The sequence below is a fragment of the Formosa agariphila KMM 3901 genome (assembly GCF_000723205.1).
Lineage (GTDB): Bacteria > Bacteroidota > Bacteroidia > Flavobacteriales > Flavobacteriaceae > Formosa > Formosa agariphila.
In genome coordinates this window covers 984,830-1,009,152 of the sequence record NZ_HG315671.1, presented here as the reverse complement: position 1 = coordinate 1,009,152, position 24,323 = coordinate 984,830, and the positions used below count along the sequence as shown (strand labels likewise).

Annotated in this window: 23 protein-coding genes; 15 read left to right on the top strand and 8 right to left on the bottom strand. The window is 32.3% G+C overall.

Annotated elements, in window-relative coordinates; all coding sequences use genetic code 11:
* Window positions 1–93: 93 nt before the first annotated feature.
* Window positions 94–255, bottom strand: coding sequence for a 50S ribosomal protein L34 (rpmH, locus tag BN863_RS04385; protein WP_038527912.1), 162 nt, complete (start codon window positions 253–255; stop codon window positions 94–96).
* Window positions 256–423: 168 nt separating this feature from the next.
* On the opposite strand from rpmH, the gene BN863_RS04380 reads away from it, so the two are divergent.
* Window positions 424–1,302 carry a DUF6263 family protein gene (locus BN863_RS04380; protein ID WP_038527910.1) on the top strand — a complete coding sequence of 293 codons (879 nt, stop codon included), beginning with the start codon at window positions 424–426 and terminating at the stop codon, window positions 1,300–1,302.
* 6 nt (window positions 1,303–1,308) lie between these two features.
* The gene (locus BN863_RS04375; RefSeq protein WP_038527908.1) at window positions 1,309–1,878 is read left to right on the top strand and encodes a hypothetical protein; all 570 of its coding nucleotides are present in this window, start codon (window positions 1,309–1,311) and stop codon (window positions 1,876–1,878) included.
* A gap of 79 nt (window positions 1,879–1,957) precedes the next feature.
* Here the strand turns inward: BN863_RS04375 and BN863_RS04370 are convergent, their stop codons facing one another.
* Both BN863_RS04370 and BN863_RS04365 read right to left on the bottom strand, forming a co-directional pair.
* The gene (locus BN863_RS04370) at window positions 1,958–2,881 is read right to left on the bottom strand and encodes a lytic transglycosylase domain-containing protein (protein WP_038527906.1); all 924 of its coding nucleotides are present in this window, start codon (window positions 2,879–2,881) and stop codon (window positions 1,958–1,960) included.
* Window positions 2,882–2,926: 45 nt separating this feature from the next.
* A complete protein-coding gene (locus tag BN863_RS04365) occupies window positions 2,927–3,601 on the bottom strand; it encodes an alpha/beta hydrolase family protein (protein ID WP_038527904.1) in 675 nt (224 codons plus the stop codon).
* Between the two features lie 129 nt (window positions 3,602–3,730).
* Here BN863_RS04365 and BN863_RS04360 point away from each other — a divergent pair, with 129 nt between their 5' ends.
* The gene (locus tag BN863_RS04360; RefSeq protein WP_038533118.1) at window positions 3,731–4,027 is read left to right on the top strand and encodes an N-acetyltransferase; all 297 of its coding nucleotides are present in this window, start codon (window positions 3,731–3,733) and stop codon (window positions 4,025–4,027) included.
* A gap of 42 nt (window positions 4,028–4,069) precedes the next feature.
* Here BN863_RS04360 and mtaB read toward each other — a convergent pair whose 3' ends face one another.
* The gene (mtaB, locus tag BN863_RS04355; RefSeq protein ID WP_038527902.1) at window positions 4,070–5,401 is read right to left on the bottom strand and encodes a tRNA (N(6)-L-threonylcarbamoyladenosine(37)-C(2))-methylthiotransferase MtaB; all 1,332 of its coding nucleotides are present in this window, start codon (window positions 5,399–5,401) and stop codon (window positions 4,070–4,072) included.
* A 216-nt stretch (window positions 5,402–5,617) separates the two neighbouring features.
* Between mtaB and BN863_RS04350 the strand changes: the two genes are divergently transcribed.
* Window positions 5,618–7,249, top strand: coding sequence for an ABC transporter substrate-binding protein (locus tag BN863_RS04350; protein ID WP_038527900.1), 1,632 nt, complete (start codon window positions 5,618–5,620; stop codon window positions 7,247–7,249).
* Here the strand turns inward: BN863_RS04350 and BN863_RS04345 are convergent.
* Both BN863_RS04345 and BN863_RS04340 read right to left on the bottom strand, forming a co-directional pair.
* Complete coding sequence (locus tag BN863_RS04345) at window positions 7,246–8,421, bottom strand: GlmU family protein (RefSeq protein ID WP_038533115.1); 1,176 nt, start codon at window positions 8,419–8,421, stop codon at window positions 7,246–7,248. The genes BN863_RS04350 and BN863_RS04345 overlap by 4 nt on opposite strands.
* Window positions 8,422–8,497: 76 nt before the next feature.
* On the bottom strand, window positions 8,498–8,749 hold the full coding sequence (locus BN863_RS04340; RefSeq protein WP_038533112.1) for a type B 50S ribosomal protein L31: 252 nt from the start codon (window positions 8,747–8,749) through the stop codon (window positions 8,498–8,500).
* A 161-nt stretch (window positions 8,750–8,910) separates the two neighbouring features.
* Between BN863_RS04340 and BN863_RS04335 the strand changes: the two genes are divergently transcribed.
* The 9 genes from BN863_RS04335 to BN863_RS04295 all read left to right on the top strand — a co-directional run bounded on the left by BN863_RS04335 (window position 8,911) and on the right by BN863_RS04295 (window position 18,110).
* Entirely contained in the window at window positions 8,911–9,441 is a 531-nt protein-coding gene (locus BN863_RS04335; protein WP_038527898.1) for a DUF4199 domain-containing protein, read from the top strand.
* A gap of 41 nt (window positions 9,442–9,482) precedes the next feature.
* On the top strand, window positions 9,483–10,442 hold the full coding sequence (locus BN863_RS04330) for a glycosyltransferase family 2 protein (RefSeq protein ID WP_038527896.1): 960 nt from the start codon (window positions 9,483–9,485) through the stop codon (window positions 10,440–10,442).
* 71 nt (window positions 10,443–10,513) lie between these two features.
* Entirely contained in the window at window positions 10,514–12,241 is a 1,728-nt protein-coding gene (locus BN863_RS04325) for a phospho-sugar mutase (protein ID WP_193363889.1), read from the top strand.
* Window positions 12,241–14,064: an ABC transporter ATP-binding protein gene (locus BN863_RS04320; protein ID WP_038527894.1), complete on the top strand. Its 1,824-nt coding sequence runs from the start codon at window positions 12,241–12,243 to the stop codon at window positions 14,062–14,064. The genes BN863_RS04325 and BN863_RS04320 overlap by 1 nt, the downstream gene beginning before the upstream one ends.
* A 146-nt stretch (window positions 14,065–14,210) precedes the next feature.
* The gene (locus BN863_RS04315) at window positions 14,211–14,753 is read left to right on the top strand and encodes an RNA polymerase sigma factor (protein WP_038527893.1); all 543 of its coding nucleotides are present in this window, start codon (window positions 14,211–14,213) and stop codon (window positions 14,751–14,753) included.
* Window positions 14,754–14,786: 33 nt separating this feature from the next.
* Window positions 14,787–15,290, top strand: coding sequence for a hypothetical protein (locus BN863_RS04310; RefSeq protein ID WP_038527891.1), 504 nt, complete (start codon window positions 14,787–14,789; stop codon window positions 15,288–15,290).
* Window positions 15,291–15,300: 10 nt separating this feature from the next.
* Window positions 15,301–15,735 (top strand): hypothetical protein, encoded by a 435-nt coding sequence (locus BN863_RS04305; protein ID WP_038527889.1) that lies wholly within the window; start codon window positions 15,301–15,303, stop codon window positions 15,733–15,735.
* A 237-nt stretch (window positions 15,736–15,972) separates the two neighbouring features.
* On the top strand, window positions 15,973–16,740 hold the full coding sequence (locus tag BN863_RS04300) for an XRE family transcriptional regulator (RefSeq protein WP_038527887.1): 768 nt from the start codon (window positions 15,973–15,975) through the stop codon (window positions 16,738–16,740).
* Window positions 16,737–18,110, top strand: a complete 1,374-nt coding sequence (locus BN863_RS04295; RefSeq protein ID WP_038527885.1) for an exonuclease domain-containing protein — start codon at window positions 16,737–16,739, stop codon at window positions 18,108–18,110. The genes BN863_RS04300 and BN863_RS04295 overlap by 4 nt, the downstream gene beginning before the upstream one ends.
* Before the next feature lie 152 nt (window positions 18,111–18,262).
* Here the strand turns inward: BN863_RS04295 and BN863_RS04290 are convergent, their stop codons facing one another.
* Window positions 18,263–20,752 (bottom strand): exopolysaccharide transport family protein, encoded by a 2,490-nt coding sequence (locus BN863_RS04290; protein ID WP_038527883.1) that lies wholly within the window; start codon window positions 20,750–20,752, stop codon window positions 18,263–18,265.
* Between the two features lie 3 nt (window positions 20,753–20,755).
* Complete coding sequence (locus BN863_RS04285) at window positions 20,756–21,493, bottom strand: polysaccharide biosynthesis/export family protein (RefSeq protein ID WP_316930375.1); 738 nt, start codon at window positions 21,491–21,493, stop codon at window positions 20,756–20,758.
* Window positions 21,494–21,659: 166 nt separating this feature from the next.
* Between BN863_RS04285 and BN863_RS04280 the strand changes: the two genes are divergently transcribed.
* Window positions 21,660–23,516, top strand: coding sequence for an ABC-F family ATP-binding cassette domain-containing protein (locus tag BN863_RS04280; protein ID WP_038527880.1), 1,857 nt, complete (start codon window positions 21,660–21,662; stop codon window positions 23,514–23,516).
* Between the two features lie 26 nt (window positions 23,517–23,542).
* Window positions 23,543–24,316, top strand: a complete 774-nt coding sequence (locus BN863_RS04275) for an O-methyltransferase (RefSeq protein ID WP_038527878.1) — start codon at window positions 23,543–23,545, stop codon at window positions 24,314–24,316.
* Window positions 24,317–24,323: the final 7 nt, after the last annotated feature.

Genomic DNA, 24,323 nt, shown 5'->3' with positions numbered 1-24,323 from the left:
TAAGATATTTCAAAAGTAGTTATAAAAACGAGATATAAAAAAAGGCGTTACCATTAAGTAACACCTTTCTATTATATCAACACATTGATATCATTATTTTTTATGTCTTGATTCAGAAGATACAGACAGTTTCTTTCTTCCCTTAGCACGTCTACGCGCTAAGACTTTTCTACCATTGGCAGAAGCCATTCTTTCTCTAAAACCGTGCTTGTTTCTTCTCTTTCTTTTTGATGGTTGAAACGTTCTTTTACTCATTGTCTTGTATCTTTAAAATCTTCAATATTCTATCTAAACGAAGTCTTGATGGTTTCTTCAAAACTGCGGGCAAATATACAAAGACTTTTTTATTACACAAACCTTATTTTAAAAATATTTTTTAGTAAAATTTTTAGTTTCTTTGTACTCCAAATCAAAATAGTAAAAATGGGCCATCGCTTTCATAAAATCTTAGTATTTACTTTACTATGTACATGTTCTGTATCTGCCCAATCACTGCTGCAATATCGCTTAAAAATTGGAGATAGCATAACTATACTACAAGAAGCAACACAAAATATTGTGCAAAGCGAGCAAGGTGTAGAACATAAAATATTAAATAACCTAAAAGAGAACTATACTTTTAAAGTATCTGATAAAACTGATAGCACTTATATATTTAAGTTCCATTTTAATCAATTTAAGCTTAAAACAACATCTAATAAGTTTGGTGTTTTAGTTGATGTTGACACAAATAAGACTGCAAATGAGGATGATCCAGAGGGAAAAATGTTTGGAGGTCTTACAAATTCTGAATTACAAATTGTAATGTCTAACACTGGTGAAATTATAAATGTATTTGGAGCCGAAGATATGATAAGCAACATGATAAGCTTAACTGGGGTACAAGATGAATTTACAAAACAATTGATGATTGAATCTATGAAATCTGAATTTGGAAACGAATCTTTATCTAAAAGTTTTGAACAGCTCACTCATATTTATCCGAAACAGAAAGTAAATATTGGAGATACTTGGACAAACGAGTATACAGGAGATATAAAGGCAAAAAATACTTGGAAACTTAAAAAAATAACAGATTCTATAGTTTTAAATGCAGAATCGACTTTAAGTATGAGTATTGAAGACGAATACAATAACATGCTTTTAAAGGGGAAACAAAATATTGTGGTTATAGCCGATAAAAAAACAGGTTTTATTAATAAAATGACTGTAAATGCAGAAGCGAACAATATATCTAACGTAAACGAACCGCAACACAACCCAACATCAATAACATCTACAACAACTTATAAAATTAAATAATTACACATGTACAACAAGAATTTAAAATTAGTTATCGCCGGTTTAATCATTGCATACGCTGTTTATCAGTTTATCGAAGGAAACATAGGGAACGGTATCATGTTAATCTTATTTTCAACCCTATTTATCTTTTTATATTTTAAAAATGAATTTATTTTACTTGCGTTTTGGAAGTTACGTAAACAAGATTTTGAAGGTGCTACAAAATGGTTAAATAAAATTAAAAATCCTGAATCGGCTTTAGTAGCTAAACAACAAGGATATTATAATTACCTACACGGAATTATGGTAGCACAAACCAACATGACGGAATCTGAAAAATATTTAAAAAAGGCTGTGTCTTTAGGATTAAATATGGATCACGATTTAGCGATGGCAAAATTAAGCTTAGCTGGTATTGCATTATCTAAACGTAGAAAGCAAGAAGCTACTAAATTATTATCTGAAGCTCAAAAATTAGACAAACAAGGTATGTTAACTGACCAGATAAAAATGATGAAGGAAAATATGAAACGTGCACAAGCCCCTAACCAACATTTTGGCGGACATAAACAACCAAGAGGCGGAAGACGATAGTTTTTGTTTTCAATTATAATCTAAAAAAAAGGGTGTCGAATAATTAAATTCGACACCCTTTTTTATTTAAGATAAGTTCTTAATCTTTATAATATCCTTTTTCAGGAATTTCAATATGATATAATTTTCTTGAACTATTATTTAAAAATGGTTCTCGCAACCATGGGTTGTGAATTTTTAAAATCTTATAATTAATATCGAATTTTTGAGCAAAAGCAGCAAAATCAGTAACCGCAGTATCTACTTTTACAGTATGCGATGGCACTAAGTTATACAAATCTTTATCTCTAAAATTGAATCCATATTTCAACGGATTATTCATAATCTCCTTTAAAGCCACAATTCTAAAAACATAGCGACCAGTTTCTTCTCCAAGTAACAAATCGTAATAGTCGTCTACTTTTTGTTTTTCTAATCGTGAAGTTATCCCTCTATTCCCTGCATTATAAGCTGCAGCTGCGGCAGTCCAACTTCCTAATAATTCTTTAGATTTCTTTAAATACTCGCAAGCAACTTCTGTAGACATTACCAAATTATAGCGCTCGTCTACATTGTCATTTATCTCTAAACCAAAATCTCTACCCGTACCTTTCATAATTTGCCAAAACCCACGTGCTCCTGCTGGAGAGACCGCATTGGTTAAGCCACTTTCTATAACTGCCAAGTATTTAAAATCGTCTGGTACGCCGTGTTTCTTTAAAATAGGTTCTATTACAGGAAAATATTTATGCGCTCTCTTAAACAACAACAAGGCGTTAGATTGCCAATACGTGTTCACTAACAATTCGCGATCCATGCGTTCGTAGATATCGGGGTCGCTTAAAGGCAAAGCTTCTCCAGCAAAATCTAATTTCTCTGGCATTGTCAATGCATACACATTATAATCGTTTAGTTGTTTTTTTTCAAAACTTTCATCTGTTCCTGGGTCTTGAACGGCATTAATAGATAATGCAACTACACTCAATACTCCCACAAACATTAATCCTTTTTGGATACGCTTCATAGTAATCGGTTTTCTTTTTTAAATAACAAATATCTACATCAAAATCTAAGCCACGTTAGTGTCTAAAATTAGTTTCGGAAGATTTTCATTAAACCATTTATATTTATTGATAATCATAATATGTGTACCTCCTTTTATAGGGATACAATTGTTTATATATTGATACGGAAACACAGCATCCTTTTCTCCATGAATATGAATTGTATTTGGCAGCGGCTCTTCTTGTTCCCAACACACAACCTGCTCGATTGCCCAGTCTAAATAATTTTTATCGCGAACAGAGAGATATTTCTTATATAAATTGACACGTTTAGTTGCTGTATCTCCAAATGTATATTTAGCATAAGCTTCGAAATCTTGCACTAAATGTGTAGGAAGAAATTTGTACATTTTAGTTGCCCTAGCAAGTTTCATACGTTTTGGCAACTCGTATTTTGTTAACACACTAGAAATAACCACCACCTTGCGTGTTTTTATAATCTTACTCATTTCTTGAACTAAAATTCCACCAAAAGACACGCCTACAAGAACAGGATTCTCTGCTTTTACACCTTCACAAACCCTTTTAGCGTAGTGACTCAGGCTTTCTTTAGGTTCCGGAATAATCCATTCTAATAAATGAATCTTGAATTTATCTTCGGGTAACTTTATATATTCGAAAATTGAAGGGTTAGCAGCCATGCCTGGCATAAAATACACATGTATTACATCTTGACTCATAAGGTATTAAACTGTTAAACGCTTTAATTTTTGAATAAAATTCCGTAAATTACACACGGTTTTTAAGATAAACCAAAAATAGTGAATTCTATTTTTCTTACCTCACTACGTTCGTTAAAAAATATGACCATGACAGAAACAGCAGAAGTTACAGACAACGATTTTTTACGTCAGTTTGAATACAAAATTGACAACGATTTAGCTATTATTGAATACTCCCTCCAAGAACGAAAGATTTTTTTAACCAAACTTATTGTTTCCGAAGCCCATGACAATGAAGACTTTAAAAACGAATTTATAACTTTAGTGTTAAAAAATATTCAGGAACGAAATTTAAGCGTGATGCCTACATGTCCAGCAATTATAAAGTTTATGAGAAAGAATAAACAGTATAAAAGTATGTTACCTATAGGTGTAAGAATCTAAGATAACATAAAAAAAGCCACTTAAAAAGTGGCTTTTTTTATGTTATGCAGATGCAATGGCGTTTACAAACTCGAACCGGACCATGCCGTCTTCGTCTATTTTTGTTAATGTAACGTCTTGCAATGTATTTACTAATTCGGGATTCCAAGGTGCTTTTACTTTTACATAATTCTCTGTAAATCCATGGATATAGCCTTCTTTGTTTTCACCTTCAAATAAAACCGTACGCTGACTTCCTATTTGACTTTCGTAAAAAGCTCTACGTTTTTTAACCGATAGACCACGTAGCATCTTACTACGCTTACTACGAACATTTTTAGGCACAACACCCTGCATGTCTGCGGCCTCGGTATTATCACGTTCTGAATATGTAAAAACATGTAAATACGAAATGTTTAATTCGTTTAAAAAATGGAATGTTTCTAAAAACAATTCATCTGTTTCCCCTGGGAAACCAACAATAACATCGACACCTATACAAGCATCTGGCATTACTGTTTTTATTTTATTCACGCGGTCTACATATAATTCTTTCATGTAACGGCGCTTCATTAATTTCAGTATAGTATTACTTCCACTTTGTAACGGAATATGAAAATGAGGCACAAAAGTTCTGCTTTTAGAAACAAAATCGATGGTTTCATTTTTCAGTAAATTAGGTTCAATAGAGGAAATTCGAAGACGTTCAATTCCTTCTACTTCATCTAAACCTTGTACTAATTCAAAAAATGTATGCTCGTGTTTTTTATTGCCAAACTCTCCTTTTCCGTAATCTCCAATATTAACTCCCGTTAAAACAATTTCTTTAATATTTTGTTCTGAAATCTCTTTAGCATTCTTAAGCACATTTTCTAACGCATCACTTCTAGAAATACCTCTTGCCAAAGGTATTGTACAATACGTACACTTATAATCGCAGCCATCTTGAACTTTTAAAAATGCGCGTGTTCTATCACCAATCGAATAACTACCAACGTAGAAATCTGCATCTTCAATTTCGCAAGAATGTATTTCTCCAAAATCGTTTTTAGTTAAATCGTTAAGATAATCTGTAATTTTAAATTTTTCGGTAGCTCCTAAAACCAAATCCACACCATCTACATCGGCTAATTCTTGAGGTTTTAACTGGGCATAACACCCAACGGCAGCAACAAAAGCCTTCGGATTAACCTTTTGAGCTTGCTTCACAATAGACTTAAAACGCTTATCTGCATTATCGGTTACCGAACATGTATTAATAACATAAATATCTGCAGGGTCTGAAAAATCTACGCGGTCAAATCCTTCATTCTCAAAATCTCTAGCAATGGTAGAAGTTTCAGAAAAATTCAGCTTACAGCCTAAAGTATAAAAAGCAACTTTTTGTCGAGTCATAATTTGATATTCTAAAAAAGTGCAAATTTACAAAAAAACTATGGTGTTTAAGCTAAATCCATCTTAATACCTAATCTCAACATATTTAACAACTTAGCAATCGTTAGTTTTAAAACTTAAAAATTAAAATAATTTAAAAAGGACGTTCCATTTGTGTGATATTACACTTACTTTTGAACCTCTAACGATTCTAGTGTAATTTTCTTTTATTAATTTATGACATCAGTATTAAAAGCTTCTACTTTATTCTTAAAATACAGCCTTCTTATAGGCATTGGGACTTTAATTTTAATAAATTGTTCTTCTGATAAAGAAAAAGCAGACAACAATCTGGTTTTTAGATACAATGAACATAAAAACATTAGTTCGTTAGACCCTGCATTCTCCAAAGACATCGCCGATATATGGGCTACAAACCAGTTATTTAATGGTTTGGTTCAAATGAATGATAGCATGCAAGTTGAACCTGCTATTGCAAAATCATGGACGGTTTCTGAAGATGGTTTAACCTACACCTTTAAACTAAGGACTGATATTTACTACCATAAACACGCATTATTTGGAAGAGATTCTACACGCGCCGTTAATGCCGACGATTTTGCCTACAGTTTAAATCGCTTGCTCGACCCACAAGTTGGATCGCCAGGGCGTTGGGTTTTAAATAAAGTTGAGCATTTTAACACTATAGACAAAAACACATTTCAGATTCATTTAAAACAACCCTTTCCTGCATTTCTAGGATTGTTAACCATGAAATACTGCTCTGTTGTTCCTAGAGAAATTGTCGAACACTATGGCTCAGAATTTAGATCACACCCTATTGGTACAGGTCCCTTTTATTTTAAACGTTGGGAGGAAAATGTAAAACTTGTTTTTAGAAAAAACGAATTATATTTTGAAACGAACCACGAAGGAAGACACCTACCCTATTTAGAAGCCGTTGCCATTACTTTTTTCCCAGACAAACAAAGCGAATTTTTGCAGTTTACACAAGGTAACATCGATTTTATTTCAGGTTTAGATGCATCTTACAAAGATGAAATTTTAACGGCAGACGGACACTTAAGAGCACGCTATGCCACTGAAGTAAATATGATTCGAGGTCCTTACTTAAATACAGAATACCTGTCGTTTTATATGGATTCTGAGTTAACTGAAATTCAATCGGAATGGCTTAGAAAAAGTGTAAATTATGGTTTTGATCGTAAAAAAATGATGACCTATTTACGAAATGGCATTGGAATTCCTGCTCATGGCGGATTTATTCCTAAAGGATTACCTGGTTATAATGAATCTATCGGATATAATTATAATCGAAAAAAAGCTAAAGACTATCTAGAAAAATTTAAACAAGAAACAGGTATACAAAACCCTGAAATAACCATTTCTACAACGAGTAATTATTTAAGTTTTTGTGAATACATTCAACGTGAAATCCAGAAAACAGGCTTGGTTGTACATATTAATGTGGTTCCTCCTTCTGCTTTAAAAGATGCTAAAGCAAATGGTAAATTAGATTTATTTAGAGCAAGTTGGGTTGCAGACTATCCAGATGCAGAAAATTATCTATCATTATTTTACAGTAAAAACTTCGCACCAAATGGTCCAAATTATTCGCATTTTAAAAACGATTTGTTTGATACGTATTACGAGAGAGCTTTCAACGAAACGAATACTAAAAAACGAGAAATACTCTATGCTAAAATGGACTCCTTAGTTATAGAACACGCTCCTGTTGTTCCGTTATTTTACGACGAAGTGGTTCGTTTCACCAGAAAAGAGGTTCACGATTTGGGTATTAACCCTACTAATTTATTGGAATTAAAACAGGTAAGAAAACTCGATTAATCTCTTCTATACTTTTTAGACGCTTCAAAAACATGTAGCATAATAGCTTTATCTTTTTCAGAGAATTCTAAATCACGCCTTTGCATTACTACTTCTGCAACCTCGAAAGCCTTGTTAGTTGTGTATGTTGTAAAACCGTTACTTCCTCCCCAACTAAAGCTTGGCACAAAATTACGTGGAAATCCAGTTCCGAATATGTTCGCATTTACACCAACTACCGTTCCTGTGTTAAACATGGTGTTAATTCCACATTTACTATGATCTCCCATCATTAAACCACAAAACTGAAGTCCCGTTTTAGCAAAATTCTCAGTTTCATAACTCCACAATCTCACCTCTGCATAATTGTTTTTTAAGTTAGAATTATTAGTATCCGCACCTAAATTACACCACTCCCCTAAAACAGAGTTTCCTAAATAACCGTCGTGTCCTTTATTAGAATTCGCAAATAACACAGAATTATTAACCTCTCCTCCTATCTTACTGTAAGGTCCAATAGTTGTTGGTCCGTAAATCTTCGCTCCCATTTTCACTATTGCTTTTTCACATAAAGCAAATGGTCCACGAATTAGAGCCCCTTCAAGAATCACAGCATTTTTACCTATATATATAGGACCAGTAGAAGCATTTAAAGTTACAAAATTAAGTTCTGCCCCTTCTTCAATAAAGATATTTTCTGGAGCTATAGTATTCACGGTTGATGGAATAGGTTGCGATGTTCTACCTTCGGTTAACAATTCGAAATCTTCTTGAATCGCAGCACCATTCTTAGAAAAAATATCCCATGTATGTTCAATCTTCAAACAATCTTCATCATACTCAATAGCATCGTAGGCCTCGAAGTCAATATCTTCTTGCGAATCGGTAGCATAGAAAGCAATAACGTCTTCATCTTTAAAAACTGCCTGATTAGGCTCTAACCCACGTATTAATTCCACCAATTCTTGATTAGGAAGATACGAGGCATTAATCATAACATTCTCATCCATTTCAACCATCGGATATTTATCAGATAAATATTCTTCGGTGATTGTAGTTGTGGTACCTCCTAGGTATTGTTCCCATTTTTCACGAATGGTTAAAATACCAATTCTAATATCTGCTACAGGTCTTGTATACGTAAAAGGTAACAAGCTGTTGCGTGAAGGACCATCAAAGAGAATATAATTCATGAGTCTTTTTTTTGGAGTAAAAATAAAAAAGCCTTTCAGAATCTGAAAGGCTTTAGTAAAATATATTTTTGCTAAATTATTTTTTGAATTTAGCGTATTTGTTTTTGAATTTATCAATACGACCTGCCGTATCAATTAATTTAGATTTACCTGTATAAAACGGGTGTGATGTTCTTGAAATCTCCATTTTAATTAAAGGATACTCAACACCATCTACTTCTAATGTTTCATTTGTATTAGCAGTAGATTTTGTTAAAAACACATCCTCATTCGACATATCTTTAAATGCTACTACTCTATAATTTGCTGGATGTATATCTTTTTTCATCACTAAATGTTTTAATCTTATTCAATTTTTGAGATTGCAAATTTAATTAAAATTAATTATCACGCAATCTTTTTTTGCAATTTTTATTTAAGTTTCTTTTTGTAACGTTTTACTATATTTGTTAACTAACTATTTATAACCTAAAACCAAACCACAAAATTATGGAAAATTCTTTAAAATCTATGGCTTCTACTTACGGTATTTACTTAGCCATATTATTATCTGCTGTAACGATAATCTCGTATGTTGTAAACCTTGAATTCCTTACGAGTGTATGGGTTGGAGTAGGCCTATTTATCATTATTATTGTTTTTGGAATTATATCTACAGCGAAAGCTAAAAGTTTACAAAACGGATTTATCTCTTTTAAGGAAGCTTTTACTGCTTATTTTACAACAGTGGTAATTGGTGTAATTATTAGTTCAATAGTTAGTATTGTCCTTTTTAATTATATAGACCCAGATGCTGCCGAAACAATTAAACAACAAGTAATTGAAAAATCTACAGATATGATGAAAAATTTTGGTGCACCGCAAAAAGATATTGATAAAGCTGTAGCTGAAATGCAAGACCAAAATCAATTCGACATAGTTAATCAAGTGAAATCTTTAGCTTTCCAAATTATTTTTTATTGCGTTGTAGGATTAATAATTGCTTTTGCAATGAAAAAAAGCGACCCAGAAGCCATTTAAATATAGTATTTTTGGAACTTATTAAAGTTTAAAACGCGTAGATGAATATATCAGTAGTCATACCACTACTTAACGAACACGAATCTTTACATGAATTATACGATTGGATTGCACAAGTTATGCAATCCAATCGCTTTTCATATGAAGTCATTTTTATAGATGACGGTAGTACCGATACATCTTGGAATATTATTTCAGAATTATCTCAAAGCCATCCAGAGGTTAAAGGCATACGTTTTTCAAGAAACTATGGTAAATCTCAAGCCTTACACGCTGGTTTTGCCAAAGCTTCTGGCGATGTTATTATCACCATGGATGCCGATTTGCAAGACAACCCAGAAGAAATCCCCGAGCTTTACAATATGATTGTAAACGATAATTATGATTTAATTTCGGGCTGGAAGAAGAAACGTTACGATTCTGTAATATCTAAAAACTTACCTTCAAAATTATTTAATTGGGCAGCTAGAAAAACCTCCGGAGTAAAACTTCATGATTTTAATTGTGGTTTAAAATCCTACAAAAACGAAGTCATAAAAACCATCGATGTGCATGGAGAAATGCATCGTTACATTCCACTTTTAGCTAAAAATGCTGGTTATTCAAATATCGGAGAAAAGGTTGTGCAACATCAAGCGCGAAAATATGGCGAAACCAAATTTGGTATAGACCGTTTTATTCATGGCTTTCTAGATTTAATTACCATTTGGTTTATATCGCATTTTGCAAAACGTCCTATGCACCTATTTGGCGCATTAGGTGGCATAATGTTAACCATCGGATTCGGATTTTCTGTATATTTAGGAATTGATAAGATGTTTTTAAATCCGCATGGTCGATTAATCACCCAAAGGCCGCAGTTTTATATTGCGTTAACCACAATGATTCTTGGAACACAATTTTTTGTAGCAGGATTTTTAGGCGAACTTATTTTAAGATCTAAACCCAATAGAATTAGATATAATATTAAAAACGAACTAAATTTAAAGGAGAGTTTATAACAATTTAACGCCCCTTTAATTATTAACATTTAACGAAAACTGTATTTTTGCTTACTATATATTAAAAACTTATGATTTACATTGAACCAGAATTATTAGAACGCGTAAACACATGGCTAAACCCTGCCTTTGATGAAGAAACTCAAGCTAACATTAAAGACCTTATAGCAAACAACCCAACAGATTTAAAAGAAAGTTTTTACAAAGACTTAGAATTTGGAACTGGAGGAATGCGAGGAATTATGGGTGTTGGTACCAACCGAATTAATAAATATACTTTAGGTAAAAACACCCAAGGTTTAAGTAATTATTTACACAAAAGTTTCCCAAACGAAACGATAAAAGTAGCTATTGCTTACGATTGTAGACATAATAGTAAAACATTAGCAAAAGTAGTTGCCGATGTGTTTTCAGCAAATAATATAGAAGTTTATCTTTTTGAAGATTTACGTCCAACACCAGAATTATCTTTCGCAGTAAGACATTTAAACTGCCACTGCGGAATTGTTTTAACAGCATCTCACAATCCACCTGAATACAACGGATACAAAGTATATTGGCAAGATGGCGGACAATTAGTTCCTCCACACGACGATTTAATTGTAAAGTTAATTGACAGTTTAGATTATTCTGAAATTAAATTTGAAGCCAATACAGACTTAATTCATTACATAGGTGAAGATGTAGATAATGCATTTATTAAAGCCTCTATAGAAAACGGAAGCTATACTACAAATGAAGCTCGAGAACAATTAAACATTGTCTTTACACCGCTACACGGAACATCTGTAACGTCTGTCCCTCAAACCTTAAAACAAGCGGGTTATAACCATGTACATATTGTAAAAGAACAAGAAGTACCAAACGGCGATTTCCCAACAGTAAAATCGCCTAACCCAGAAGAACCTGAAGCTTTAAAAATGGCTTTAGATTTAGCTAATGAAACAGGATCTGATATCGTAATTGGAACAGACCCTGATTGTGACCGTTTAGGTGTAGCTGTTCGTGATTTAGATGGTAACATGATTTTATTAAACGGAAATCAGACCATGTTATTAATGACGGATTTCTTACTTAAACAATGGAAAGCAAAAGGTAAACTTAAAGGAAACGAGTTTATCGCGTCAACCATTGTATCGACTCCAATGATGCACCAATTAGCAAAAGCTTACGATGTAGATTACAAAATTGGACTTACAGGATTTAAGTGGATTGCTAAAATGATTCACGATTTCCCTGAGCAAACTTATGTTGGTGGTGGAGAAGAAAGTTTTGGATATTTAGTTGGCGATTTTGTTCGCGATAAAGATGCTGTAACGTCTACCCTATTGGCTTGCGAAATTGCAGCTCAAGCAAAAGCAAATGGAAGCTCTATGTATAAAGATTTATTAGATCTTTATGTAGAACACGATTTATATAAAGAACGCTTGATTTCATTAACCAAAAAAGGAATTGAAGGCGCACAAGAAATCACACAAATGATGATTGATGCTCGCGAAAATCCACTGTCTGAAATTAACGGTTCTAAAGTTGTTAGTGTAGAAGACTACCAAACAGCTACAGTTAAATACTTAGCGACAGGAAAAGAAGAAACTATCGATATTCCTAAATCTAATGTAATCATTTATTACACAGAAGACGGTAGTAAAGTAGCCTTAAGACCAAGTGGAACGGAGCCTAAAATTAAATTCTATATTAGCGCAAACACACCATTAGACAGTGCAGACAATTTTAAAGCGACAGAAGCAAAACTTGAAGCTAAAATTGATGCTATTATTAAAGATATGAAACTTAGTTAATGAACTATTTTAAACAGATATTTAGTTTCGCTAAACCCTATAAAGGTTATGCGATTCTAAATATCATTTGTAATATATTTTACGCTCTTTTTAGCACATTAGCAATGGTATCTTTATTTCCAATGCTAAATGTATTATTCGATAAAACGAAACAAATAAATACAAAGCCCGTCTGGGAAGGCTTTTCAGGAATAAAAGGTTATTTAGAAAATTATTTAAATTTCTTTGTCACTCAAAAAGCAAACGAAGGGAGCGAACAAGTATTATTTTTTATGGTCGCTTTAGTTGTAAGTATGTTTTTATTAAAAAACTTCTTCAACTATTTAGCCATGTATTTTATTACATTTTTACGAAATGGCGTATTAAAAGACCTTCGAAATACACTTTACGATAAGTATTTAGATTTACCATTATCCTTTTTTTCTGAAACAAGGAAAGGAGACAGTATTTCTAGAATTTCAAGTGATGTACAAGAAATTCAAACCTCATTTTTATCTGTTCTAGAACTTATTGTTCGCGAACCTTTAACTATTCTTTTCACTATCATTACCATGTTTATGATTAGTGTTAAATTAACCATTTTTGTATTCATTTTTATTCCAATTAGCGGATTTTTAATTTCATTAATAGGAAAATCTTTAAAGCGTAAATCTGATAGTGTACAAAGAGAACAAGGTTTCTTTTTATCTATAGTCGATGAAACTCTTGGTGGTCTGAAAGTTATTAAAGGATTTACTTCAGAAGGTGTTTTTAGTAATCGGTTTAAAGATTCTACCTTAAGATATTACAACTTTTCTAACACCTTATTAAATCGTCAAAACTTAGCATCACCTACAAGTGAAGTTTTAGGAATTACTGTTATTTCGGTTTTACTTTGGTATGGCGGACGAATGGTTTTAAACGAAAACTCTCTAGACGCTGGTTTATTCATTGTATATATAGGTCTTGCCTATAACATTCTAACGCCTGCAAAAGCTATAAGTAAAGCGAGTTATGGTGTTAAAAAAGGGAATGCTGCTGCAGAACGTGTTTTAGAAATTTTAAACACAGAATCACCTCTAGAAGACAAACCTAACGCTAAAGTTAAATCGGATTTTGAAAGTGAAATTTCAATAAACAACATCTCGTTTAAATACGAAGACGATTTAGTATTGAAACAATTTTCTCTAAAAGTACCTAAAGGGAAAAGTGTGGCACTTGTTGGACAATCTGGTAGCGGAAAAAGTACCATTGCTAATCTTGTGACTCGTTTTTACGATGTTAACGACGGTAGCATCTCTATTGATGGCGATGATATTCGCGACCTTACAAAGCACTCACTGCGCTCTTTAATGGGCCTCGTTACGCAAGATTCAATCTTATTTAACGACACGATTAAAAACAATATTCTTTTAGGAAAAGAAAGTGCAACAGATGATGAAGTTATAAACGCATTAAAAATTGCCAATGCTTGGGAATTTGTAAAAGATTTACCGCTTGGTATTGAAACCAATATCGGGGATTCGGGTAATAAACTCTCTGGCGGACAAAAACAGCGTTTAAGTATTGCACGTGCCGTATTAAAGAATCCTCCTATTATGATCTTAGACGAGGCCACCTCTGCATTAGATACAGAAAGTGAACGCTTAGTACAGGATGCTTTAGAAAACATGATGAAAAATAGAACATCTATTATTATTGCTCACCGTTTATCAACCATCCAAAGCGCCGATATGATAGTTGTTATGCAAAAAGGAGAAATTGTAGAACAGGGTACGCATGACGAATTACTTCTAAAAAACAAAGCCTATAAGAAACTTGTAAACATGCAAAGTTTCGAGTAGTACGTAATACACAATTTTTAAAAGGATAAGCAGAACTAAATTGTTTATCCTTTTTTTATTTGAAATTTTTCAAACTTTTATGATTAAATTTCAACTTTAAAATTAAACTTTTAGTATTTTTTACAGTCTAAGACTAAAACCTAATAATGATTAACGAGTCTCAACTTTTAGAGCAACTTAAATCTGATGCCAATAGAGATTCAGCTTTTAAAGAACTCATTCGCCAATATAAGGAACGACTATATTGGCATATTAGGAATATAGTAAAGTCTCACGACGATACCGATGATGTTTTGCAAAACACATTTGTAAAAATTTTTAAAAATATTAATACCTTTAAAGGAGACAGTAAATTATACTCTTGGATGTATCGTATTGCAACAAACGAAGCCATTACATTTATAAATAAAAGAGCAAAACTGTTACAAATTACAAACGAAGAAACACAACAATTGGCATTAGACCATTTGCAGTCTGATGTTTATTTTGAAGGTGACGAAATTCAGTTTAAATTACAGCAGGCTATCGCTAAATTACCTCAAAAACAGCAACTAGTATTTAATATGAGGTATTTTGAAGATATAAAATACAAAGACATGTCAGAGATTTTAGAAACCAGTGAAGGTGCATTAAAAGCATCTTATCACTTGGCTGTAAAAAAAATTGAAGACTATTTAACTCAAGATTAAACCATTTCTAAAAAAAACAGTCAAAGTATTAATATGAAACTGAAAGACTTACATAACGGAAAAAAGACAGCATTTAAAGTACCAAAAGATTACTTTAACACTAATCTTGAGGAATCTATTTTAAGTGAAGCCAAACTGCGTGCTAAAGTCCTTAATCACGGTTTTAAAGCTCCCGACAATTATTTCGAGACTTTAGAAGAACAGATTTACAGTAAGACAGACAGGAATCCAAAGGCAAAAGTTAAAACCATTCAATTAAAACCTTGGATTTACGCTGCAAGTATTGCTGCAAGTTTAGCATTAATCTTTACATTAACATTCTCTAATAATCAGTCGAATTCTATAAGCGCTATAAACAACGACTCACTAGAATCTTTTATTTTAGATGAAGATTTAAACACTTCAGAAATGGCAACATTAATTACAGATTCAGATTTGTTTGGAAGAGACATTTTAAATAACGCCCTAAGCGACGCCACAATAGATTACTATATTGAAAGTGAAATTGATGACCTTGAAGATCTTTTTGACAACTAAAATTTAATATATGAAAATACGATATATCATTTTACTATTCACCTTGTTCACTGTAAATATCTTTGCACAAACCAAGGATGAAAAAATAGAGACTTTAAAAATTGCTTACATTACAGAAAAGCTAAATTTATCTAAAACTGAAGCTCAGAATTTTTGGCAAATTTACAATGCTTTTGAAGAAAAAAACGACGCCATTCGTGACGAAATGAGAGCACGAAGAAAAAACACAGATTTAGAAGCATTATCTGAAGCCGAAGCAAAAAAACTGTTAAGCGACATGTTGAAGTCGAATGATGAAAGACATCAACTATTCAACAAATATATGGCCGATTTAAAAGCTACCTTACCTGCTAAAAAAATAATCATTCTTAAGAAAACAGAAGAAGAATTCAGGCGAAAAATAATTGAAGAATATAAAAAAAGACATCAAAACGATAAAAAATAACACTTTAAAAAGAGCCAATTGGCTCTTTTTTTATGCTTAACCCACAAATCAAAACCCATGTAAACAACTGTATATAAACACATAACAACAAATTCAATTAAAAATTTCGGCATTGCATTTATCTGTTTCTTTGAGCTTCTAAATTTATTGTTTTATGTATTAAATATTTTGCTACATTTACAATCAACAATTGCTAACATCTAAAACAACGGATGTCATCGCATAATTTTTCAATACATGATTGGATCGAATATTAGACATTTAAGAACCTTAAAAAAACTATCTCAAGAAGCTTTAGCAAAAGACCTTGCTATAACACGATCTAGAATTGGATCTTATGAAGAAGGCCGATCTGAACCTGCAATAGATATGCTTATTAAGTTTTCAGACTATTTTAAGCTTCCTGTAGATACTTTTCTAAAAACAGATCTTACTAAAACCAAAGATGGAGCGTTCTTAAAAGTTGGAGAAAACCGAATCCTGTTTCCAATGCTTGTAGATATTAACGACGACGAACTGATAGAAGTTATTCCTGTAAAGGCTTCAGCCGGATATTTAAATGGTTACGACGACCCTGAGTACATTAATCAGTTACAGAAAATAAAGCTACCTTTCTTACCCACTGGAAAACACAGAGCGTTTCCCATAAAAGGAGATTCTATGTTACCACTAAAGTCTGGTTCTTTTGTTGTTGGAAGATTTACAGAAGACATTCGAGATGTAAAAGATGGCCGTACTTATGTTGTTTTAACCAGTTCACAAGGCATGGTTTATAAACGTGTCTATAATCAAATTGAAGAGCATAACGGTTTACTATTAGTATCCGACAATAAAACTTACAATCCGTATATTGTTCCTATTCATGACGTTTTAGAATTATGGGAATTTACTTGCTGTATAAACACGCAAGAGTACGAAGAACATGAATTGCAATTAAGTAGCATAATTAGAATGTTTAATGAGCTTGGCATAGAATTAAAAGCTTTAGAAAAAATGATGCAATGATTTACACAATTATAGATATTGAAACTACCGGAAGCGGTAATAAGATTACAGAAATTGCAATTTTAAAACACGATGGCACACAAGTAATTGAAGAGTTTACATCACTAGTAAATCCTGAAGCTTACATTCCAGAATACATTACTGCTTTAACAGGGATTGATAATAGTATGGTTGCAGATGCACCAACATTCTCCGAAATAGCACAACAAGTACTAGACATAACCGAAGACACTGTTTTTGTTGCTCATAATGTGAATTTCGATTATAATATTATTCGTAATGCTTTTAAAGCACTTGATATAGAATTTAAAAGAAAGAAACTTTGCACCATTCGGTTGTCCCGAAAACTACTTCCAGGACATCAGTCTTACAGTTTAGGAAAATTATGTACGTCATTAAATATTGAAGTTTTTGACAGACACCGTGCTAAAGGTGATGCAGAAGCAACAGTAATTTTATTTGAACTGTTATTAGCACAAGAACAATCTGAAGCTATTTTTAAGGACTTTTTAAAACCATCTTCTAAAGAAGCAACCTTACCTCCAAATTTACCTAGCTCTATTTTTAATGCTATTCCTAATAAACCTGGTGTGTATTATTTCAAAAATAAAAAAGGAACTATTATATATGTCGGAAAAGCTAAAGATTTAAAAAAGCGTGTATTAAGTCATTTTTACAATAAATCTGCAAAAGAAATGAACCTTTGTAGAGAAACAGCAGATATTACGTTTGATTTATCTGGAAGTGAATTAATTGCCTTGCTTATGGAAGATGCGGCAATAAAAGAACATTACCCAGAGTTTAATCAAGCTGCTAAACGCAATCCTAAAGCCTATGCCGTGTTTAGTTACGAAGACAGAGATGGTATTAAACATTTAGCGTATAATACCTTAAAATCGGCTCCAAATCCGCTTCAAATTTACTATTCAATTACAGATTGTAGAGAACAATTAGAAAAATTTTGTAAAGCTTTTAATCTTTGTCCGAAATATTGTCATTTACAAGAAGTAACATCGTCTTGTTCGCACTATGCAATACAGGATTGTAAAGGTATTTGTAAACAAGAAGAAGATGCAGAATCTTATAACCAAAGAGTTAATGAGGCCATTACGGCAATTAGAGAAAATAATCAAGATATTATTTTAAAACAAACAGGACGCCATACAGAAGAATCTGCATTTATATTAATTAAAGACGGTTATTATAAAGGTTACGGATTTATAGACAGTAGTGAACAAGTTATGCATAACGATGAATTAGATCGTTTTCTAATACCACAAAAGGACACTATGCATACCCAAAAGATTCTGCAAAGTGTCCTTTTAAAACATTCTAATAATATATTTCAGAGTAATTCAGTCGCTATTTAATAAATAACCATAATTGCATCAACTTCTAGTAGTTTTTAATCATTCAGTTTAAACAGATTAAAGGGAATCTTTACATATATGTTATGTATGCTAATAAAATTATTCTTTAACGAAATAGATTTACACTCGACAGTATAGTTTTAAATTCTAAATTAAATACGCTTTAACAAGCCTTTTATTCGACCTAAAACACCTTTCTTTTTATCGTTTTCATGATACGCATTCCCGTAAACGCCATAACCGTATCCATAACCATACCCATAGCCGTATCCATAACCGTAATTATGGTTCGTTTTATGTTTATAGAAGTTAAGTACGAAACTAATATTCTTAACTTCTCCCATTCTATATTTGGCATTAATTAAGGACAACATACCTTTTTTAGTATAATCTAAACGCACCATAAATATTGTAGCATCGGCAAATTGAGTTAACTGCAAAGCATCGGTTACCAACCCTAATGGAGGTGTATCTAGAATAATCATATCATAATCCTGACGAAGTTGCGCAATTAAATCCGTCATCATATCACTCATTAGTAATTCAGATGGATTTGGAGGCACTGGACCAGAAGGAACAACATCTAAATTATCTACTTTGGTATGATTTATAACTTCCTCTAAAGTATGCTCTCCAATTAAGTAATTTACAACTCCTAAATCATTAGTAATTTCAAAATCACCAAATATTTTAGGCTTACGTAAATCTAATCCTAACAGAATTGTTTTTTTCCCTGACAACGCATAAACTGTTGCCATATTTATAGAAGTAAACGTCTTACCTTCTCCACTAACAGAAGAGGTAATCATGATTGTTTTACCTAACTTCTGATTACTTTCTTGCTTCTTAAAAATAAATTGCAAACTAGACCGAATAGATCTAAATGATTCGGCAACGGCAGATTTTGGTTTCTCAAAAACTACTAAATTATTATGATATTTATACTTCCCAATTAAACCTAAAATTGGAATTTTAGACAAGCGCTCCACCTCATCTGACCCATGTATTGTATTATCTAATAAGTAGATAATAAATATAAAAAGCATAGGTAGAAAGAATCCAATCATAAGTCCCATCATATAATTTAGAGACTTGTTTGGACCTATAAAACCACCACCAATATCTTTAGCATCATCTATAGATGTAATGTCTGAAATGTTCGCTGCTTTTACAATTGCAGCTTCGCTGCGTTTAGACATATAAACATCATAAGCCTCCTGACTAATATCTAATTTACGCTGTATTTTAAGATACTGTTGTTGATCTTCTGGCAAATTACTCAGTTTAGATTCTAAATTTGCTGCTTGTCGTTGAATTGTATTCAACTGAAGTCTTATAGTTTGCTTTGTAGCATCTATTGTTTCTAGCAATACTTGTTTTTCAGCATTTATTCTACGATCTAAATCTTTAAATAATTCAGAACCTTCTTTCATGGTGTACTCTAAACTTTGGCGTTCTATAGCTAGAGCCGTTATTTTCCCTACACTTTGCTGAATATTTGATTCATCAATCCCTACCGAAGACGGAGCAGCAATATTAATATAATTGGTCTTAGTCCGTAAATAATCTTCTAAAGCATTTAAATAATTTAGCTTGGTTTGCTCAATCTCTTTAGCCATTTCATATTCTCGTAAACGGGCAGACACTTCAGTCATTTCAGCTCCAACATCAAAGACTTTATTTTCTTTTCGAAACGTATTCATTTCGTCTGAAAAATCTTTTAAACTATTGTTTACACTAGCTAAACTACTATCAATAAACTTAATAGTATTTGTAGCATAGAGATTTTTACGTTCTAATTCTGTACGACTTAATATTGCTGTAGTTGCATTTAAATAATCTACAATTTTTGCTTTATTATGGCCTGACAATGATAATCTTAAAACTGAAGATGATGCCTGAGAAAAAGGAGCTGCTTTTAAAGTATTCTTATAACTATTTACAACCTGATCGAAATTTAAAAATTTAATAAAGTATTCCGAATTCTTCTCAATAGTTTGTTCATACTTTGTAAATAATGTAAAATGAGCAAATGGTAAAGTTACAGGTTTACCGACTGTAAATGTTTTACTATAAGCACCTATTGGCAAAGCTACACGCCCTGTATGCTTGTCGCCATAAAACTGAACGGTACCACCGTCACTTTCAAATTCGGTAAAAATTTCAAATTCAGATTCATTAATAAATCGAATGCCTAAGGGCTGATTTAAAAGTTGACCCTTTTGTTTATCTATTTCGATAAAAAATGGAGCATCTGTATAAATATCTTCCTTTCTATATTTCCCTTCTTTTAAATAATCAATATAAAATTGAAGAGAATCCACAACCTTTTCATTATGCGTTCTAGTCTGCAAAGACGTGATAACTTTACCAACTTTTCCAGAAACACCTCCCCAGTTAAATGAAATACTGGTGTTCGCTGTAAAAAAAGGATTTTGATCATTTTCAACAGAAATTAAAGAATCTAGCTTATAGATATTTTGTTTTCTAACATTTATAAGATAGGCTATTGTTAAGGCCGCACCAACACACAATAAAACCAACTTCCAGAGGTTGAGAACTTTAAATAAATAACCTCTAAAATCGAAGGTCATCCCCCCAGATTCCATTTGATCCTGATCGTCATACTCGTATTGTGTCATCTGTTATAATCGATCTATTAATAATAAAGTAGTAGTTCCTAATGTTAAAAGAGTTGCAATAGTTGCTAAAGTTTGCATACCTGTTTCTCCTGTTCCCCAAGACTTTTGTTTAAGCGGTTTAACATAAACAATATCATTAGGTTGTATGTAATAGTAAGGCGAATTCATTACATCTTCTTGAGTAATATCTAAATGATGTATTTTCTGACCTTGTGGATACTGTCTAATAATCATAATATCTTTTCTATCGCCTGTAATAGGGATTTCACCTGCATTTGCAATGGCCTCAAAAATATTTACTCGATCCTGAAATAAAGTATTTGTTCCTGGACTACCGACTTCGCCACTAACGGTATATCTTAAACCTGTAAGTTTTACGGTTACAAAAATATTAGCGGTCTCTTTAAACTGTTCTTCTAATAATTTACTTTCTAGAATCTTTTCAATTTCTTCTAAAGTATATCCTAAAACATTAATTCGTCCTAAAGCTGGCACTCTAATTTCACCGTGTAAATCGACAGTAAAACCATCGAAATAGGCGCGTTCATCGCTATTTGCGCTTAATAAATCTTCGCCCATAGGATTAAAAATCTGAACAGCATCTTGATCAAGAGCCTTTACTCTAATATTTAAAATATCGTAAATCTGTACACGATAAGGCGACTGCGATGCAACTACTTTAGAAATAGAGTCAGTAACAGTTTCTTGCGGTTGTAAGTACACCATTTCTTTATGAGGCACACATCCAACTACTAGAACACATAATACAATGCAAAAAAAAAGTAAATTTTTAGTCATGAATGAAGGTGGGTGATTTACTGACAAATATAAGTTTTCGGTAGGAATATCAAAACTAATCGTTTACTTTTTGGATATTTGCATATCAATTCTAAAATAAAAGAAACACTTGAATTATTTAACAGTAGAAAATATAGCTAAATCTTACGGAGAACTAACGTTATTCGAAAACCTTTCGTTTAGTATACACAAAGACCAAAAAGTGGCTTTTGTAGCTAAAAACGGAACAGGAAAAACATCGATTCTTAACATTCTCTCAGGGCTTGATCAGCCAGATACTGGACAAATAATATTCAGAAAAAATATAACGGTCTCCTTTTTACCACAAGAGCCAATATTAAATCCAGATTTAACTATTGAGGCAACCATATTCGATGGTGATCACGACATATTAAAAGTGATAAGAAATTACGAGACCGCTTTAAATAATCCTGAAGATGAAGATGCTTATCAAAAAGCATTCGAGCAAATGGATCGTTATAACGCTTGGGATTTCGAAACGCAATACAAACAAATCTTATCGAAATTAAAACTTGATAATTTCTCTCAGAAAGTGAGCACGTTATCTGGAGGTCAAAAAAAACGTCTGGCTTTAGCGAACGCTTTAATTAATAAACCCGATTTATTAATCCTCGATGAACCTACCAACCATTTGGATCTAGAAATGATTGAATGGTTAGAACTGTTTTTTGCAAAAGAAAACATGACTCTTTTTATGGTTACTCACGACCGTTTTTTCTTAGAACGTGTTTGTAATGAAATTATTGAACTAGACCAAGGTGAGATGTTTAGTTACAAAGGAAACTATTCTTATTACCTAGAAAAAAAGGAAGCTAGAATTACTCAAGAAGCTGTAGAAACAGGAAAAGCAAAACAGCTTTTTAAGAAAGAACTTACATGGATGCGTCGTCAACCTAAGGCACGTACAACAAAATCAAAATCTAGAATAGACGATTTTCACGATATAAAACAACGTGCTCATAAACGCAGAAAAGACCATCAAGTTGAGTTAGAACTTAATATGGAGCGTTTAGGAAACAAAATTGTAGAACTCCATAACATTAAAAAATCTTTTAAAGACAAAACCATTTTAGAAGGTTTTACTTATAACTTTCAGCGTGGTGAACGTATTGGTATTATTGGTAAAAACGGTACAGGTAAATCTACTTTTTTAAATATATTAACCGAAACTACAGCACCTGATAGCGGAACCATAACCCTTGGAGAAACGGTTAAGTTTGGATATTACACCCAATCGGGAATAGATGTTAAACCCAACCAAAAGGTAATCGATGTTGTTCGTGAATTTGGAGATTACATTCCGCTTAAAAAAGGCCGTCAAATTAGTGCACAACAACTTTTAGAGCGCTTTTTATTCGACCGTAAAAAACAATACGATTTTGTTGAAAAATTAAGTGGTGGTGAACGTAAACGTTTATACCTATGTACGGTTCTTATTCAGAATCCAAATTTTTTAATTCTAGATGAACCTACAAACGATTTAGATATTGTAACACTAAATGTTCTTGAAGATTTCTTATTAGACTTCCCGGGATGCTTATTAGTAGTAACGCATGACCGTTACTTTATGGATAAAATTGTAGACCACTTGTTTGTATTTAGAGGTGAAGGTGTCATAGAAGATTTCCCTGGTAATTACAGCGATTTTAGAGCCTATGAAGACAGTCCGGAAGTTTCTCCTATTGAAGATAAAAAGGAAAAGAAAAACTGGAAACAAGATTCTGGTGTAAAACTATCTTACAACGAGCAAAAAGAATATAATAATATTGAAAGCAAGCTAAAATCGTTGGCGTTCGATAAGACTGAATTAGAAGCTAAGTTTAATAATCCAGAATTGTCTCAAGACCAAATTAATGAATTGTCTCTAAAATTAGAAAAACTAATCAAAGAAATGGACGATAAAGAAGAACGCTGGTTTGAATTGGCTGCAAAATTAGAAGACTAAAGTTTAATTACGAATTTTTCAGACTTGTGTTTTATCAGATATCACAATATTTTAATTTTTTAAAGCGCTCTACAAATCAGCATGGGGTGCACTCCCCTTTTGTTTATAATCTCGTTACAAAATGTTTTTACAGTAAAACAAATTCTGCGGATTATACTTTAATTTCTAATTATAAAAAAACGCTTTTAAAGAATAATACGGTAATTGAAATTACAGATTTAGGCACAGGTTCAATGTATACTAAAAACAATAACCGTAGTATAAAAAGTATTGCTAAAAACTCTGGAGCAGCTATAAAGCGTGCTAAATTATTATACCATTTAGCTAATTATTTTAAGTTTAACAACAGTTTAGAATTAGGCACATCCTTAGGTATCTCTACACACGCTATTGCTTTAGGAAATACAAACGGTAAAATCACTTCAATTGAAGGTTGTCCTAAAATTGCCCAATTTACAAGCCAAAATTTAAAAGACAAAAAAATTACTAATGCTGAAATCTTAATCGGAGATTTCAGTAAAGTAATTCCTAAATTACATCAAGATGCATTCGATTTCATTTTATTCGATGGCAATCATAATAAACAAGCAACTTTAGACTATTTCGATTTATTATTACCAAAAATTCATAACGACACCGTATTTATTTTTGATGACATTTATTGGTCTAAAGGCATGACTGAAGCTTGGGACATGATTAAACAACACCCTAAAGTAACAGTGACTATTGATACATTTCAATACGGGTTTGTCTTTTTTAGAACCGAGCAAGTCAAAGAACATTTCACTATCAGATTATAACTTTTTC